Genomic DNA, 16049 nt, shown 5'->3' with positions numbered 1-16049 from the left:
GCTCCTACAACGAAAGCTCCGGCGCTTGCCTGTAGGAGCGAGGGGACGCCTAGTCCTTGCTCGTGAACCACACGGCACCGCCCCCTCAATCGAACCGGTACTCCAGCCCCGCCCCCGCATACCACGACCGCCCCGGCGCCGCCTCGTAGTAACGCCCGTTGCTGTCGCCGACGATCACCGAGCCGACGTACTGCCGATCCAGCAGGTTGTCCAGGCGCACCAACTGGTGGAAGGTCCAGGGCCCGAGATGCTGTTCGAAGCGGGTGCGCCAGTTGAACACCGCGTAGCTGGGCGCGGGCTTGTCCTCGTTGCTGTCCTCGACATAGACCTTGCTGCGGTACTGGCCTTCGAAGCCCATGCTGATGCCATCCTGCGGCTTCCACACCAGCTCGCCGAACAGGCTGCTGCCGGGCACACCGGGCAGGTGATTGCCCTTCTCGATGGTACTGCCGCTCTCGACGAAGTCCTCGTCGTAGGTGGCGTCCAGGCGGGTGTACGCCAGGTTGGCCTGCCAGTGTTCGGACAGGTCGCTCTGCACGCCCAGCTCGAAACCGCGGCGCAAGGTCTTGCCGGCGTTCTGGTAGCTGGTGCGGCCTCCGCTGGAGCTGGCGACGACGATCTCGTCGTCGGTGCGTATCTCGAAGATCGCCGCGTTGACCCGTGTACTGCCGGCAATCTTGGCCTTCAGGCCGATCTCATACTGGGTACTGGTGGCCGGATCGAGGCCGAAGTTGAAGCTCTCGGCGAGGCCCGGCGCGTAGGCCATCTCCGCCTGGGTCGGGGTCTCGAATCCCTTGCCGACGCTGACATAGCCATGGAGCTCGGGCGTGAAGGCGTACATCACGGAGAGCGACGGGTTGTTCTGCTGGTACTTCTTCGAGCCGCTGGAGTCGCCGTTGGCCAGGTAGCGATCATCCACTTCCATCTTCATGGTGCTGTGCCGAAGACCGGCGTCGAAGGTCCAGTTACCCAGTTCCCAGCGTGCCTGCACGTAAGGATCGAGGCTGGTGGCGATGTCGTTCTCGTTGCGCCGCATCTCGCCCTTCACGCCCAACTGGTCTCCGCTGAAGTTCTGGAAGCCCTTGCGGTCATCCTCGCTGCGGTCGTAGTCCACCCCGGTGGTGACCGTCAGCTCGCCCGGCACGCCGTGCACCGGCTGAATCCAGCGCAGGGTACCGCCATGGAATTCGCGGTCGAAGTCCACCACGCCGCCGCCACGCTGGGAGTTGGAGGCCACGGTCCGGGGGATCGACAGGTACTGCACCACGCTGCGCTGGCCGGCGTAGAGGTTGAACTGCAGGGTCGCATCGCCGAAATAGCGCTCGTAGTTCATGCCCAGCTGCTGGTGGTCGATGCTCTTGCGCGTGTTGTACAGCTCGGCCGCCGGCGCGACGGAGCGCGGGTCGTGCTTATAGGCGTCCCAGGTCTGGCCCAGCGGATCCTGCGTATTGTTCTGCTCCAGGCTGCTGTAGATCAGCGCCATCCGGCTGTCTTCGTCTGGCTTGAAGTTGAGCTTGGCGAAGGTCTGGTCGCGGCGCGCGGCGCTGTGGTCGCGGTAGCCGTCGGTATCCATGCGCGAGGCGTCCAGCAGGAAGCCGGCCTGGTCGGTGCCACCCTCGGCATAGAGGTGGTTCTTGTTGAAACCGTCGCTGCCGAAGGTCGTTTCTGCCCCCACCTTCGGCGGGCCGTAGCCGTCGCGGGAGAACATCTGGATCACTCCGCCGCTGTTGCTGCCGTAAAGCGTCGAGGCCGGGCCGCGCAGCACTTCGATGCGGTCAGCGACGTCGAGGTTCAGCGTGGCTGCCTGGCCCTGGCCGTCCGGTGTGCTGGCGGGGATGCCGTCGCTGAGCAGCTTCAGTCCGCGAATGCCGAAGGCCGAGCGCGCACCGTAGCCACGGGAGGAAATCTGCAGGTCCTGCGCGTAGTTCTGGCGGTTCTGCACCACCAGGCCGGGCACCCGCTGCAGCACTTCGGAGGCATTGACGCCGAGCTGGCCGTCGCTGAGCTGCGGCTGCTGCACGGTGTCGATGGAAAACGGCAGGTCGAAGCTCGATACCGGTGCGTAGGCGCCCGTCACCACCATGGGTTCGGCCAGGGCTTGCTCGGCGCTCTGCGCGTCGGCGGCGCGGGCCAATTGGCCGTGGGCGACACCGCAGATCAGCAGCGGCAGCAGTTTGAGGCGGGCGGGCACAACGGAGCGGGAAACAGGCACGGCGGCTAGGATTCTTCTGTAGGACCGAGCAGCGATGCTGCCAGTCTCGGCAGCCTCTGCGCAGGGCCATTGTGGGTCTGGAAGTTCTGGGCAAAAGCCGGAGAAGGCTATCTCATTCGTCCCGGTTTTTTTTGACAAAAGGCGCATCTTCGACGTTTGTACTATCTAGTTAATTAGCTTGCTAAGAGTATAATCGGCGAATCCAACAGTGAGAACCTTCTGTATGAAATCAGTACAGCGCGCCTCCCGCGTGAGCACTTTCATCCTCCTCGGCCTGGGTGTGGTCATCGCCCTCCTCGGCCTCGCCCTGGCCGCCGGCGGCATCCGCCTGGTCAGCCTCGGCGGTTCCTGGTACTTCCTCATCGGCGGTCTGGCCATGGCCGTTTCCGGCCTGCTGATCGCCCTGCGCAAGCCGGCCGGCGCCTGGCTGTTCGCCGCCTTCCTGGTGGCAACCGCGGTCTGGGCCGTGGCCGACACCGGCCTGGTGTTCTGGCCGCTGTTCTCGCGCCTGTTCATGTTCAGCGCGATCGGCGTGGTAGTTGCTCTGGTCTACCCGCTGCTGGCGCGTTCCGCCGGTCGCGAGGCTGGCCGTGGTGCATACGGCATCGCTGGCGTGCTGGCAGTGCTGGTGGTGATCGCCGCCGGCAACATGTTCGTCGCCCATCCCAGCGTTGCCCCCACAGGCAAGGGCCCTGGGCTGACACCAGTCGACCCGGCCCACGCGCAGAAGGACTGGGCCCATTACGGCAACACCGAGGGCGGCAGCCGCTTTGCCGCGCTGGACCAGATCAACCGTGGCAACGTCGACAAGCTCAAGGTGGCCTGGGCCTACCACACCGGCGACGTGGCGATCAGCGACGGCAACGGCGCGGAAGACCAGCTCACCCCGCTGCAGGTCGGCGACAAGGTGTTCATCTGCACCCCGCACAACAACCTGATTGCCCTCGACGCGGACACCGGCAAGGAACTCTGGAAGAACGAGATCAACGCCCAGTCCAAGGTCTGGCAGCGCTGCCGTGGCATGGCCTATTTCGATGCCACCAAGCAGATCGCCCAGCCGACCCAGCCGAACAGCTCGCAGGTCATCGTCGCGAGCGTTCCGGCCGGCGCCAACTGCCAGCGTCGCCTGCTGACCAACACCATCGACGCGCGCCTGATCGCGGTGGACGCCGACACCGGCGAGTTCTGCCAGGGCTTCGGCAACAACGGCCAGGTCGACCTGAAGGCCGGCCTGGGTGACGTGCCCGATTCCTACTACCAGCTCTCCTCCGCGCCGCTCATCGCCGGCACCACCGTGGTAGTCGGCGGGCGCGTCGCGGACAACGTCCAGACCGACATGCCCGGCGGCGTGATCCGTGGCTTCGATGTCATCACCGGCGCCATGCGCTGGGCCTTCGATCCGGGCAACCCGGAAGACAGGCAGGCCCCGGCGGACGGCAAGACCTATGTGCGCAGCACTCCCAACAGCTGGGCGCCGATGTCCTATGACCCGGCGATGAACACCGTCTTCCTGCCCATGGGCAGCTCCTCCACCGACATCTATGGCGTGGAGCGCACCAGGCTCGACCACACCTACGGCGCGTCAGTCCTCGCCCTGGACGCCACCACCGGTGCGCAGAAGTGGGTCTACCAGACCGTGCACAACGACCTCTGGGACTTCGACCTGCCGATGCAGCCGAGCCTGATCGACTTCCCGGTGGCCGATGGCAAGACCGTTCCCGCCGTGGTGATCGGCACCAAGGCCGGGCAGATCTACGTCCTCGACCGCGCCACCGGCAAGCCGCTCACCGAAGTGAAGGACGTACCGGTCAAGCCGGGCAACATCCCTAACGAGCCCTACTCGCCGACCCAGCCGAAATCCGTTGGCATGCCGCAGATCGGCGCGCAGACCCTCACCGAGTCGGACATGTGGGGCGCCACGCCGTATGACCAGCTACTGTGCCGCATCGACTTCAAGAAGATGCGCTACGACGGCCTCTACACCGCGCCCGGCACCGACCTGTCGCTGAGCTTCCCCGGCTCCCTGGGCGGCATGAACTGGGGCAGTCTCTCCACCGACCCGGTGCACGGCTTCATCTTCGTCAACGACATGCGCCTGGGCCTGTGGATCCAGATGATCCCCTCGGCCAACAAGGGCGCGGCAGCCGGCGGCGGCGAGGCGCTGAACACCGGCATGGGCGCCGTGCCGCTCAAAGGCACGCCCTACGCGGTGAACAAGAACCGCTTCCTCTCGGTGGCCGGCATCCCGTGCCAGGCACCGCCGTTCGGCACCCTCACCGCCATCGACATGAAGACCCGCCAGGTAGCCTGGCAGGTTCCGGTGGGCACCGTGGAAGACACCGGCCCGCTGGGCATCCGCATGCACCTGCCGATCCCCATCGGCCTGCCGACCCTCGGCGGCACGCTGTCCACCCAGGGCGGCCTGGTGTTCATCGCCGGCACCCAGGACTTCTACCTGCGCGCCTACGACAGCGGCAACGGCAAGGAAATCTGGAAAGCCCGCCTGCCCGTCGGCAGCCAGGGCGGCCCGATGACCTACGTGTCGCCCAAGACCGGCAAACAGTTCATCGTCGTCACCGCCGGTGGCGCCCGCCAGTCCAGCGACCGCGGCGACTACGTGATGGCCTACGCCCTGCCCGACAAGCAGTGAGCGGCCAGGCCTGACGATCCCATCGCGCCCGCCTCGTGCGGGCGCCTCCTTCCGGCGCGGCACTACCACCGCGCCTTTTTTTATTCGCTTCACGTTCAGGAAATCCCATGCGCACTTCCCTTCGCCTCACGCCCGGCCTGCTGCTGTGCATCGCCTCGCTGCCCGCGCTGGCCGAAGAAGGCCTGCTCGAAAGACCGACCATGACCGGCGACTGGGGCGGCCTGCGCCACCAGCTGGAACAGGACGGCGTCAAGTTCACCGGCGACTACAGCGGCGAGACCGCCTACAACGCCCACGGCGGCCTGCACCGCTCGGCGCGCTATTCGCAGAACATCAAGCTGGGCGTGCAGTTCGACCTGTCGAAACTCTATGGCCTGGACAACGGCGGCAAGGTCCAGCTGACCATCAACGACCGTCGCGGCAACAGCGCCTCGGAAGACCTGGTGGGCAACCGCCTGCCGGTGCAGGAAAACTACGGCGGCCTCTACACCCGTCTGACCGAGCTGAGCTACGAGCGCGACCTGAGCCAGACGCTGAACCTCAAGCTCGGCTACATGTCCATGGGCAACGACGTCGGCGGGCTGGACAGCGGCATCCTCTGCAACTTCATGAACGCCGGCTTCTGCGGCCACCCGCTGAACATGTCCGGCGGCAGCGGCTGGACCAACTATCCCAACGCGCATCTGGGCGCACGGGTGAAGTACAGCTTCGCGCCGGACTGGCAACTGCGCATCGCCGCCTTCAACGTCGACCCGGAAAGCAACGGCAACTCCAGCCGCGCCTGGCACCTCACCCCCAAGCACACCACCGGCACCGTGGTACCCATCGAGCTGATCTACAAACCTCAGGGCGAGCTGCCCGGCGAGTACAAACTGGGCTGGTACTACGACAGCTCCGACGTGCAGCGCATCGGCAGCGACAAGCAGGAGTCCGGCCGCAGCGGTCATTACCTGCTGGTTGACCAGGCTGTGTGGAACGACCCGACCTCCATGGGGCGCAGCCTGCACGTCTTCGGCCAGGCCTCGGCCGCCAGCAGCGCCGCCTCGCCCTTCACCAAGTGGTATGGCGCCGGCGTCGTGCTCTACAAACCCTTTGAAGGCCGACCGAAGGACAGCCTCGCGCTGGGTTACGGCCGCGCCGTGCCCAACCCGCGCAGCCGCGAAGTGCAGGAAAACAACGCCCTTGCCAACGGCCAGGACTATCCGAATCTGGACAGCGGCGAGCAACTCATCGAATTGAGCTACGGCTACCAGGCCACGCCCTGGCTCATCCTGCGCCCGGACCTGCAATACGTCATCGAGCCGGGCGCATTCTCCGGCCAGGACATCGACAACAGCCTGCTGCTCGGCCTGCAGGTCAAGGCAACCTTCTGAGAAAGGCCACGCCTGAGACAAATTGATACAGTAACCCCATGATTCATAGGACTTTTCCTATACAAATAGAACGCCCGTACTCCTAAACTGGTCTGTCACCCTGCGGGAACACCCGCAGGACGTTGACACCGGTTATATGGAGCTACACATGCCCGGTTGGTATGAAATCAAGGAACTCAGCAGCGGCAACCGTCGCGTTCTGCTCAAGAACACTGCCCACGGTACTCTGCTGGAAACTCTCGCTTACCCGACACAGGAGGCAGCCGAGCAGGCCATCAACAGCCTCCGCAGCTCCTGTGCGGCCGTCGAGCGCTACAAGCGCCAGATGTCCCCCGGCGGCAAGAATTTCTTCGTGATCCGCGATAACACCGGTGCAGAACTGCTGACCAGCAAGCTGTACGACTCCGAGGCCACGCGCGAACAGGCGATCGCAACGATCGCCCAGGCCGGCCTCAGCACCGAGCTGCGCAAGCACGCTTGAGTGACGAGTGAATGAAAGAGCCCCGCGCAATGCGGGGCTTTTTTTTATGGCCGCTCGATCTGTTCGCCGGTTGGTTTGGCAGCTTGCTCGCGAACTCGCCCGATGCAGGACTACCTCATCGTAGGGCGCATAACCCCCAAGGCGTTATCCGCCCTACGGACATGGCTCATGCAACGGCATCAACACGGCCGGCGCCCGCCTGCCGCACCACCTTCGATGTGACGCGGGCCGCAAGCCTGCCTATCCTTAACCTCGCCCCGTCGCGGATCGGCGGGTAGGCTGCACGTCTTTCACCAGCGCCGGCGCTTACATGGCTCAGACCCCGCCCCTACGAACACGCCCTACTCCGCAGGCCAGCACATGAAGCGCTGGAGCCGCAAACCGCTGACCCTGCGGATGCTGATACTGGTCTTCGTGCTGCTCGCCGCGCTGGCCACCCTCGGTAATAGCCTGGTGGTCGCCTACAACGTGCAGCGCACCGCGCTGATCCACTCGACGCTGGAGGCCAACCGCGCCTACGCCGCCAAGGTGGCGTCGAGCATCAGCGAATTCCTCGGCTCCGCGCGGCGCAACCTGGCCTACAGCTCCGGGATACTCGCCAACCATTTTCACGAGCCACCGGTACTGCATGCAGAGGCGATGCGCCTGCAGTCGCAGGATACCTTCTTCAACTCCATCGTCATCGTCGACGCCAGCGGCAAGGTCCTGCAGGCCTACCCCGATTCGCTGCAGATAGTCGGCACCACGCTACGCTCGGAGGCGGTCCAGGAAGCCCTGCGCCTGAAACGGCCGACCATCAGCCAGGCCTATGAATCCATCGCCGGCAACCTGGTGGTGCTCATTTCACAGCCGATCACCAGCCCCAGCGGCGAGTATCTGGGGCTGATCGGTGGTTCGGTGTACATCTTGAAGCCCAGCGTGCTGCACAGCATCATCGGCAGCCACTTCCAGCAGGAAGGCACCTTCGCCTTCGTTGCCGACGCCAACCGCCGCCTGCTGCACCACCCGGACCGCCAGAGGGTCGGCGAGATCGTCAAACGCAGCACCACGATCGAAGCCGCCCTGCGCGGCGAGAGCGGCGCCCTGGAGGTGACCAACTACAAGGGCGTCCCCATGCTCGCCGGATTCGCCCCGGTACCCGACGCCAACTGGGCGGTAGTCGCCCAACAGCCACGCGACCTCAGCCTGTCTCCATTGCACCTGCTGATGAAGGACATGTTCCTCGGCCTGATCCCCGCCAGCCTGCTCGGCGTGCTGGCGATCTGGGCCGGCACCCTGCTGATCACGCGGCCGCTGCGTCAGCTGGCGCAGAGCGCCGAACAGCTGTCGAATCCGGAAACGCCCCGCGAACTGCAGGGTATCAACACCTGGTACCGTGAGGCCGCGGCGATCCGTAAGGCGCTGCTGACCGGCGTCGGGCTGATGCAGCAGAAGCTTGGCCAACTGAGCCAGGAGGCGCAGAGCGACGCCCTCACCGGCCTGGCCAATCGCCGCGCACTGGGCGTGGCGCTAGATGCGCTGGAGCAGTCCGGGCTGGCCTACTCGGTGCTGGCGGTGGACATCGACCATTTCAAGCGGGTCAACGACACTTGGGGCCACGATGCCGGCGACGAAGCGCTTCGCCGTATCGCAGCGGTGTTGCGCGATTATTCCCGCGCCGGCGACTTGGCCTGCCGCGCCGGCGGCGAAGAGTTCGTCCTGCTGCTGCCGCAGGCTTCCCTGGAAACCGCCGCCGGCATCGCCGAGCGCATTCGCGCAACGGTGGCCGTGACGCAGATTCCCGAGGTGGGCCTGCTCACCCTATCGGTCGGCGTAGCCGAACTCGGTCCGCTGGCGCAGACCCCGGATGCGGTGCTCAAGCTGGCTGACAAGCGTCTTTACAGCGCCAAGCAAAGCGGCCGTAACCGCGTGATCAGCAGCGACCAGCCCTAGGCGACTGGATCCCGGCTCGTCAAGGTGGCGACCAGCGCACGTGCCAGAGCGTTGATGCGCCCGCCATCGCCCAGACCGGGGGCGATGTAGAGGGCCACCGGAAATGCCACCGGCTCGCCCAGCGGCAACGCCTGGCTGCTCAGGCCGAGCAGGCGGGCCATGCGCGCCGGCAACGTCACCCCCAGCGGATGACGATCAAGCATCAGTCGCGCAGCCAGGGCGCTCTGTACGCGACAGGCAATATTCCGTCGCAGCCCGCGCAATCCCAACTGCAGGTCGACCGGACAGAGGCCGCCGCGGCGCGCCGAGACCTGGATCTGCGGTTGCTGCAGGTACTCGGCGAGGGTTTCCGGCACTTGCTCCAGCGCCCCGCCATGCGCGAAGACGTAGTGATCCGCCGGGACCGTGATGCGCTCGATGCCATAACCGAACGGCACCACCTGATCGATGTCCAGCAGGATGTCCAATTGGCCGCCGCGCAGTTCGTCGAAGGCCACGCGGCGTTGTGGCTGGTAGAAAGTCACCCGCCAGCCTTCGCCGAGCCGCGTCAAGGCCGTGTCGAGGAACAGCGGCTGCAGGCAGTCGATGCAGCTGACCCGCAGTTCCGGCGCGGACGGCTCACGTCCCGGCACGTGGCGCCAGCCTTCGCGCAGGCTCTCGAAGGCCAGGCGCACGTGATCGGCCAGGCGGTGCGCTGCCACGGTGGGCGTCACGCCCAGGTGGCTCTTGATGAACAGCGGGTCGCCGCAGTGCTTGCGCAGGCGGCTCAGGGCGTTGCTCACTGCCGGCTGGCTGAGCCCCATCAAGCGCGCGGCGCGGGTGATGCTGCGCTGCTGGTAGATGGCGTCAAACACCGACAGCAGGTTCAGGTCGAGGTCGTACAGGTCGTGCATGTTCAGAAGTCGTCGTGCAGCAGGATCAGGCCGAGCAGCAAGCCGGCGGCCAGCATCAGCGCCAGGCACAGGCAGGCCACGGCGCGACCATTACCGCCACGGCACACACCAGCGAGCGCCAGGCAACTGCGCCGGTAGTGGCCGCCCTGCCCGACCAGGCAGACCAGCGCGCAACTCACCAGCAGCGCCGCGGGTATCAGCGCCAGCGCAGACAATTCGCCGATCCGCCGCAGCACCAGCGCCGCCAACACCAGCAGCACCAGCAGGGTCCGCGTCCAGGCCAGCGTGGTGCGCTCGGCCTGCAATCCCTTGTCGCGGCTCATCGCTGGTAGCCGATCAGCCCGGCAGCCAGCACCACGCAGGCCAGCGCCAACAGCGGCACCAACAAAGGCACCGGCAAGGGCCGCCCCTGGCGCAGCGCGCGCTCCACGCTCAGCCAGCGCAACCCGGCTGCTCCCGCCGTGAACAGGCCGAGGCCGGCCAGCACCAGCGCGAAGAAGGTCCGTGCGGCCCCCGCCAGCGCGGAGTCTGCGAAGGCGTCCACGGCGATGGCGCCGGCCAACAGCGCCATGGAGGTGCGAATCCAGGCCAGAAAGGTGCGCTCGTTGGCCAGGGTGAAACGCGGGTCCGGCTCCTGACCGCCGCCCAGCAGGCGGTCGGCCAGGCGGCTGCGGCCGCTGCTCATTGCCGCTGCCCCATCAGCGGATACCCAGGCCGCGCAGGGCGCCCGGCGAGTAGTCCGACGTGGTAGCACGGAAGCCGAAGTCATAGCCGCGCGGCTGCTCGTTGCTCATGTTCGAAGCGATGTAGCGGCCGGCCTGCAGGTCATAGAACACCTGCGCGGCGGACAGCAGCACCTGGGCATCCGGGCGGTAGAAGGTGTGGTTTTCACCAATCCGCCAGAGCTCGCCACGGCTGTCGTACTGGTCGTTCTCGACCACCGTCCAGCTGTCCTCGTCGAGGTAGAAGCGGCGCTTGGAGTAGATGTGCCGTGCGCCGGGCTTCAGGGTTGCCTCCACTTCCCAGACGCGGTGCAGCTCGTAGCGGGTCGGCGCAGCGTCGATCACGCCGGGCTTGAGGAAGTCCGCGTACTTCAGGCTCGGCGAGGCCAGGCGGTAGCTGTTGTAGGGGATGTACAACTCTTTCTTGCCGATCAGCTTCCAGTCGTAGCGATCCGGCGCGCCGTTGTACATGTCGCGGCTGTCGGCGGTACGCAGACCGGCGGTGGTGGGCCCGGCGGCGTCGTAGGCGTTGTCCGGGGCGCGGCGTACGCGGCGCTGGCCGGAGCTGTAGACCCAGGACAGGCGCGGCTGCTTCACCTGGTCCAGCGTCTCATGGACCAGCACCACCTCGCCCACCTGACGCGAGGGCGCGGTGATGCGGTGGCTGTAATAGAACAACATGTTGTCCACCTTGCCCGGCTCATAGTTGCTCACCTGGTCGGCCATGGTGAAGCGCTGTTCGGTGGTGGTGATCACGTAGTCGCCGCCGGCCTGGGGCGCCGCGCTGTCGTTGACCGACAGCAGGCTGCCGCCGCGGTAGCGGGTGATGTGGTTCCAGATCGCTTCCAGGCCGTTCTGCGGGATCGGGAAGGCCACCGCGCCGTGGAAGCCCTCGATGCCGTTGCCTTCGTTCACCAGTTTCGCGCCGGTGGCGTTCTGCGCCACCCAGCCCTTCACCTGCTCGGAGACGCCCACGCTGCGGTGGCTCGGGTACACCGGCAGCCTGTACTGGCCGGGGTAGCGCTTGAGCAGCGCAATCTGGCCCGCCGTGAGGTTGGCCTGGTATTGCTGGTAGTTGCCCGAATCGATGGTGAACAGCGGCTGGTCACCGGCGTAAGGGTCGGCCGGCGTACCGTTGCCCTGGATCTTCAGGCCATCGCCGGACAGCCCGCCCTGCCAGGCCGGGACCTTGCCGTCGGCGCTGGCGGCGCGTTCGGCGCCCATGGGGGTCAGGCTGTCTTGCAGCTTGGCAGCCTCCCCGGCCGGCACGGCGGCATGCGCGCCGGGGGCCAGGAGGATGGCGGAGAACAGGCAGTAAATGCGTTTCAAGGGGGCAGGCTCCGTCAGAAGTTGATGCCGACCGACAGCGAGACGAAATCGCGGTCGCCGCGGTTGCCGTAGTCGCCATCGAAATAGTTGGTGTAGGAAATGCCGGCGGTGTAGGTGCTGTTGAAGTCCGCATCCAGCGAGACGCCGACCGCCTTGGAGCCCTCGTTGAAACCCGAGACCTCCGCCGGGGCGTAGCCCTTCACATCGTGGGACCAGGAGAGGCCGGGCTTGAGGTCGATACCGGCGATGGCGTTGGCGTAGCTCCAGATCGCCCGGGCGCGGTAGCCCCAGGAGAAGGACGTAACGAAGCCTTCGTTGTTGCAGTTTTCCGGCGTGGCCGAGTTGGCGATGCACACCGCGTTGTTGGCCAACTCGCCCGAACCGAAGGTGCTGTTGCGCCCGTAGCGCGGGCCGCCGTTGCCCTCCAGGCCGCCAACGAAGGTGGCGCCCACCTCGCCCACCAGCACCAATTGGTCCGCGCCCATGACCTGGCTGATGGTCTGGGTGGCGGTCATCTGCGCCTGAGTCACTTCCTTGCGGCGGTAGCCGTCGGTGGCGTTGCTGTCGGCGTAGGCCACGACGCCACTGTCGTACAAGGGCGTGCGTGACGGATCGCCCAGGCCGGACTGGATCAGGTCCGGGCCGTTGAACTGCAGCGGCAGGTTCGGCCGGTAGCTGATCTCGCCCTGCAGAGCGGTGCCGCTGGCCAGCGTGGTGGCGAAGGTCAGGCCATACAGGCGGATGTCTTCGGGGTACTCGACGAAATAGCTGGAAGTGCCCATGCGCAGCGCGTCGGTCAGCGTCTTGCCGGCACTGCTGCTCATCAAGCCGTTGCAGGCCGCCCCGGACAGACCCAGGTTGCCGCACAGTTGCGGGACAAAACTGGTATTGGTCAGGTACGGGCTGCTGATCGAGCCGGTATACGGCAGGCGGCTGTGGTAGTTGGCCGCATAGGCGCCGAACTCTGTGTCCAAAGCCGGCACGAACCAGTGCAGCGACAGGCCCCACTGGCCGCTGTTGCGCGCGTCCTGGTCGGCGGCGCGCTGCAGGCGGATGCCTTCGCTGGTCAGGTCGACGCCGAACGGCGACAGCGCGCGCACGGCAGCGGCGTTGCCCTGCAGGTTCCTGCCGACATCCAGGCCGGAGCAGCCTTCGGGGATATAGTCGTTGCTGGAAAAGAAGGTGCCGCAGTTGTCCAGATTGGTCTGTTCCCAGTCCAGCTGGTAGAAAAAGTCCGTCGAGAGGTTCTCGCTGAGGTTCTGGGTGACGTAGAACAGGTTCACCGGCACCAGCGCGTCCTTCACCTCCGAGCCCGGCCGGCGGATGGCCGACAGGTTGGTCGGGTTAACCACGTTAAGGCCGCCCTGGATGAAGGTGCTCTCGCCCCAGTTCACCACCTGCTTGCCCAGGCGCACGGAGCCCGGCTCATCGGCGATCTGGAAGTTGTGATAGACGAAGGCGTCGAGCAGCTCGAAGCCGGCGGACTTGTTGGCGTTCTTGCGGCCGTTGTCCTCGACGTCCTTGAAACGCTGGCTCTCGTCGCGCAGGGCGTAGTCGTACCAGTAGCTGCCGCGCAGGAATACGCCACTGTCGTTGTACTTCAGCTCCAGGTCGTGGCGACCCTTGAAGATTTTCGAGAAGACGTCGCCGGCTCGATAGTTGCGCCGGCCGTCATCGCCCGAGGCGCTAAGCATAAGGCGCTGTTCCGGGTTGTGGGTCGACATGCTGGCGCCCAGCGACAGCGCAGAGTCGAGCTGACCCTGGATTTCCCCGATCTCGAAGTTGTAACCCCAGGCGGAATGGCAGGCGCAAGTTGCGACCAATAGCCATGAGCCTCGCACCATGATGCGAACTTTCGGCGTCATCACTCTTATCCTCTTTATTCTTGTTCGAGCGATCTTCAGGCAATAGCAAGCCTTCCTCGAAATCACTTTAAGTGACGTGAAGTTTCGAGCATATGCTTCTGAATTTAATGAATATTTTTAATCTATAAATTGCTCTTCCGATGAACTTCCAGAAGACTTGGCAGATTGTTGACTTATCGTTAACGGCCCTTGATTTGCGTGGACAGGCCGATACTAAATAGCCCTTTCTGGACGAACAAATATCGTCTTCAGATGGGCCCCATAACAAACCGGCATGGCCGGAAAGGCACGACGATGACCCTCAAGCAGTTGCGTTACCTGATCGCCATCGCCGAGGCCGGCAGCTTCTCCGCCGCCGCCCGCAAGGCCTATATCGCCCAGCCGGCGCTGAGCCGGCAGATCGGCATGCTGGAGAGCGAACTGGAGGTGCAACTGCTGCTGCGCCAGCACGACGGCGTGGACCTGACCGACGCCGGCCGTCGCCTCTACGAAGTGGCGCGCTCGGTGGTGCAGAAGATCGATTCGGTGAAGGACGAGTTGGTTTCCAGCCGGGGCGACCCGCGCGGCCGGGTGTCCGTGGCGATCCCGGTGACCACCTCCGCCCTGCTGCTGCCGGCGATCATCCAGCGCGTGCAGGAGCGTTTCCCCGGCATCGACCTGGTGGTGCGCGACGGCCTGAGCAAGGAAGGCGGCGAGGCCATCGAGCTGGGCAAGGTGGATTTCGGCATCGTGCCCAATGCCGAGGAGCTGGAAGGTGTGATCGCCGAGCCGATCTTCGTCGAACAGCTCTACTGGGTCGGACAGATGCAACTGGCCAGCACGGGGGACACCATCACCCTGGCCGAGGCGCTCAGCCAGCCGCTGGTGATGCCGCCACGGGGCATGCATTTGCGCCGGCGTATCGAGCAGGCGGCCATGGCGGCCGGCCTGGAACTGAACGTGAAGTACGAACAGCAGTCCGCCTATGGCATTACCGGCCTGGTGGTCAGCGGGCTGGCGGCGTCCATCAGCAACTGGCCGCCCATCGAGGTCGGTTCGCAATCCCTGGCGCGGCGCATCGTCGAGCCGCAGATCGAGCGCACCGTGTCCATTGCCCATTCGGCGCACAAGCCGCTGAGCTTTGCCGCCTCCTGCGTGCACGACCTTATGCGCGAACTGCTGGTGGAATCGGTGCGTAACGGAACCTGGAAAGGCGAGCTGATCGAGCGCTCGCCTTTCCCGGCGGTCAATCTCGTCGATTGACCGAGTCACCCTCATTGCCCGCGTGCAAGGCGCTACCGGTCAGCCGGCGGTAGCCAGCCCCGCGGACAGTTGGGCCCGCGATCGCTGCGGGCGCAGCCAGGCCAGACCGACCAGCCCCGCCACCACCAGCAGCACGCCACTGACCGCGAAGCCATGAGCGTAGCCGGCGCCGTCCAGCCCGCCGGAGCGTTGCACCAGGAAACCGGTGACGATGGGTGCGCTCAGCCCCGCCAGTGAGGAGAAGGCGTTGCCGATGGCAAGGATGCTGCCGCGCTGGGCGGTGGGCGTGACTTCCGCCAGCATCGCCGGGCCTACCGAGTACATCACCAGCGCGAGGCCGCCGCTGAGGGTCATGTAGGTCATGCGCAGGACCACCGGCAGGTCTGCCAGCAGACTGATCGACAGCACACCGCTGGCCATCAGGCAGGCGGAGACGAACACGCCCCGCGCCACCCGCGACGACAACCCGGCGCGCAGCATGCGCTGCGACAGCCACGCCATGAACAGGCTCAGCGGCATGGTCACCAGCACGAACAGGCCGAACAGGCGCCCGGCGTTCATCCCGCTCAGGCCCAGGCCGCTTTCCAGGTAGGCCGGCACCCAGGTCAGGGTCAGCGCCAGCGACCAGTTGGCGGCGAAGTGGCAGAAGTAGTTGGCCAGCACCGTGCTGTCGCCCAGCAGGCGGCGATACGGCAGGCGCTCGCCACCCGGCTGGCCCTGGCGTACCTCGCCCAGCCGGCCTTCCTGGCCGAAGAAGAACCAGGCCGCGCACCACACCGCGCCGAGGATCGCGAGGATGGCGAAGTTGCTGCGCCAACCGTAGTGGGTGCTGACCCAGGGGATCATCAGCCCGGCGATCAGCAGGCCCATGGCGCTGCCCGAGTGCAGCAGCGCCACCGGCAGGCTGCGGCGCTCGTCGGGGAACCACTTGTACAGCGCGTGTGTGGCGACCGGCGAAGCCGGTCCCTCACCCACGCCCAGCAGCACCCGGCAGGCCACCAGCGTCCATAGCGAAGTGGCATAGAGCATCGGCAACTGCACCAGCGCCCAGAAGGCGCCCATGCCCAGCAGCATCCAGCGGGTGGAGCGGCGATTGGCGAGGAAGCCGCCGACCACCGCGGAGATGGAGAACAGCCAGTGCAAGCTGCCACCGACCAGACCGAATTCGGCCGGGGTCAGGTTCAACTCCTTCATCATCGGCACCGCGACCAGTCCGGTGACCACCTTGTCGAGGAAGTTCACCAGCATCATCGCCGCCAGCAGGAAGGCGACCGTCCAGGCCTGGCGAGGCTGGTAGGCATGATTTGGGGCGTAAGAGTCGTGCATGTTGCTTGTCTCTCTCTTGTTATT

12 protein-coding genes are annotated in these 16049 nt (G+C 65.8%); 5 read left to right on the top strand and 7 right to left on the bottom strand.

The annotated features are described in order from the left end of the window. Positions 1 to 85 precede the first annotated feature (85 nt). Complete coding sequence (locus ACIPK7_RS15650) at positions 86 to 2083, bottom strand: TonB-dependent receptor family protein (RefSeq protein ID WP_401088993.1); 1998 nt, start codon at positions 2081 to 2083, stop codon at positions 86 to 88. A gap of 352 nt (positions 2084 to 2435) precedes the next feature. Between ACIPK7_RS15650 and ACIPK7_RS15645 the strand changes: the two genes are divergently transcribed. The 4 genes from ACIPK7_RS15645 (at position 2436) to ACIPK7_RS15630 (ending at position 8648) form a co-directional block, all read left to right on the top strand. Continuing rightward, a complete protein-coding gene (locus ACIPK7_RS15645) occupies positions 2436 to 4862 on the top strand; it encodes a glucose/quinate/shikimate family membrane-bound PQQ-dependent dehydrogenase (protein ID WP_401088739.1) in 2427 nt (808 codons plus the stop codon). Positions 4863 to 4969: 107 nt separating this feature from the next. After that, complete coding sequence (locus ACIPK7_RS15640; protein ID WP_401088737.1) at positions 4970 to 6235, top strand: carbohydrate porin; 1266 nt, start codon at positions 4970 to 4972, stop codon at positions 6233 to 6235. A gap of 148 nt (positions 6236 to 6383) precedes the next feature. After that, entirely contained in the window at positions 6384 to 6716 is a 333-nt protein-coding gene (locus tag ACIPK7_RS15635; protein WP_192432696.1) for a hypothetical protein, read from the top strand. A gap of 360 nt (positions 6717 to 7076) precedes the next feature. After that, entirely contained in the window at positions 7077 to 8648 is a 1572-nt protein-coding gene (locus tag ACIPK7_RS15630) for a diguanylate cyclase (RefSeq protein WP_401088735.1), read from the top strand. Here ACIPK7_RS15630 and ACIPK7_RS15625 read toward each other — a convergent pair. Genes ACIPK7_RS15625 through ACIPK7_RS15605 form a run of 5 tightly spaced genes read right to left on the bottom strand, consistent with a single transcriptional unit; the run spans position 8645 to position 13457 of the window. Further along, positions 8645 to 9541: a LysR family transcriptional regulator gene (locus ACIPK7_RS15625; RefSeq protein ID WP_401088733.1), complete on the bottom strand. Its 897-nt coding sequence runs from the start codon at positions 9539 to 9541 to the stop codon at positions 8645 to 8647. The two genes, ACIPK7_RS15630 and ACIPK7_RS15625, sit on opposite strands and share 4 nt — an antisense overlap. A 2-nt stretch (positions 9542 to 9543) precedes the next feature. Next, positions 9544 to 9864 carry a DUF202 domain-containing protein gene (locus tag ACIPK7_RS15620; RefSeq protein WP_401088731.1) on the bottom strand — a complete coding sequence of 107 codons (321 nt, stop codon included), beginning with the start codon at positions 9862 to 9864 and terminating at the stop codon, positions 9544 to 9546. After that, a complete protein-coding gene (locus ACIPK7_RS15615; protein ID WP_401088729.1) occupies positions 9861 to 10226 on the bottom strand; it encodes a YidH family protein in 366 nt (121 codons plus the stop codon). Before ACIPK7_RS15615 ends, ACIPK7_RS15620 begins: the two co-directional genes overlap by 4 nt. A gap of 13 nt (positions 10227 to 10239) precedes the next feature. Continuing rightward, positions 10240 to 11592, bottom strand: coding sequence for a DUF1329 domain-containing protein (locus ACIPK7_RS15610; protein ID WP_401088727.1), 1353 nt, complete (start codon positions 11590 to 11592; stop codon positions 10240 to 10242). Positions 11593 to 11606: 14 nt separating this feature from the next. Next, positions 11607 to 13457 carry a DUF1302 domain-containing protein gene (locus tag ACIPK7_RS15605; RefSeq protein ID WP_401088725.1) on the bottom strand — a complete coding sequence of 617 codons (1851 nt, stop codon included), beginning with the start codon at positions 13455 to 13457 and terminating at the stop codon, positions 11607 to 11609. 294 nt (positions 13458 to 13751) lie between these two features. On the opposite strand from ACIPK7_RS15605, the gene ACIPK7_RS15600 reads away from it, so the two are divergent. Next, positions 13752 to 14699 carry a LysR family transcriptional regulator gene (locus tag ACIPK7_RS15600; protein ID WP_401088723.1) on the top strand — a complete coding sequence of 316 codons (948 nt, stop codon included), beginning with the start codon at positions 13752 to 13754 and terminating at the stop codon, positions 14697 to 14699. Between the two features lie 39 nt (positions 14700 to 14738). Here the strand turns inward: ACIPK7_RS15600 and ACIPK7_RS15595 are convergent, their stop codons facing one another. Next, positions 14739 to 16025 carry an MFS transporter gene (locus ACIPK7_RS15595; RefSeq protein WP_401088721.1) on the bottom strand — a complete coding sequence of 429 codons (1287 nt, stop codon included), beginning with the start codon at positions 16023 to 16025 and terminating at the stop codon, positions 14739 to 14741. Positions 16026 to 16049 lie beyond the last annotated feature (24 nt).

The sequence above is a fragment of the Pseudomonas sp. NPDC086581 genome, assembly GCF_044746165.1.
Lineage (GTDB): Bacteria > Pseudomonadota > Gammaproteobacteria > Pseudomonadales > Pseudomonadaceae > Pseudomonas.
This window is presented reverse-complemented; position numbering and strand designations above follow the sequence as displayed.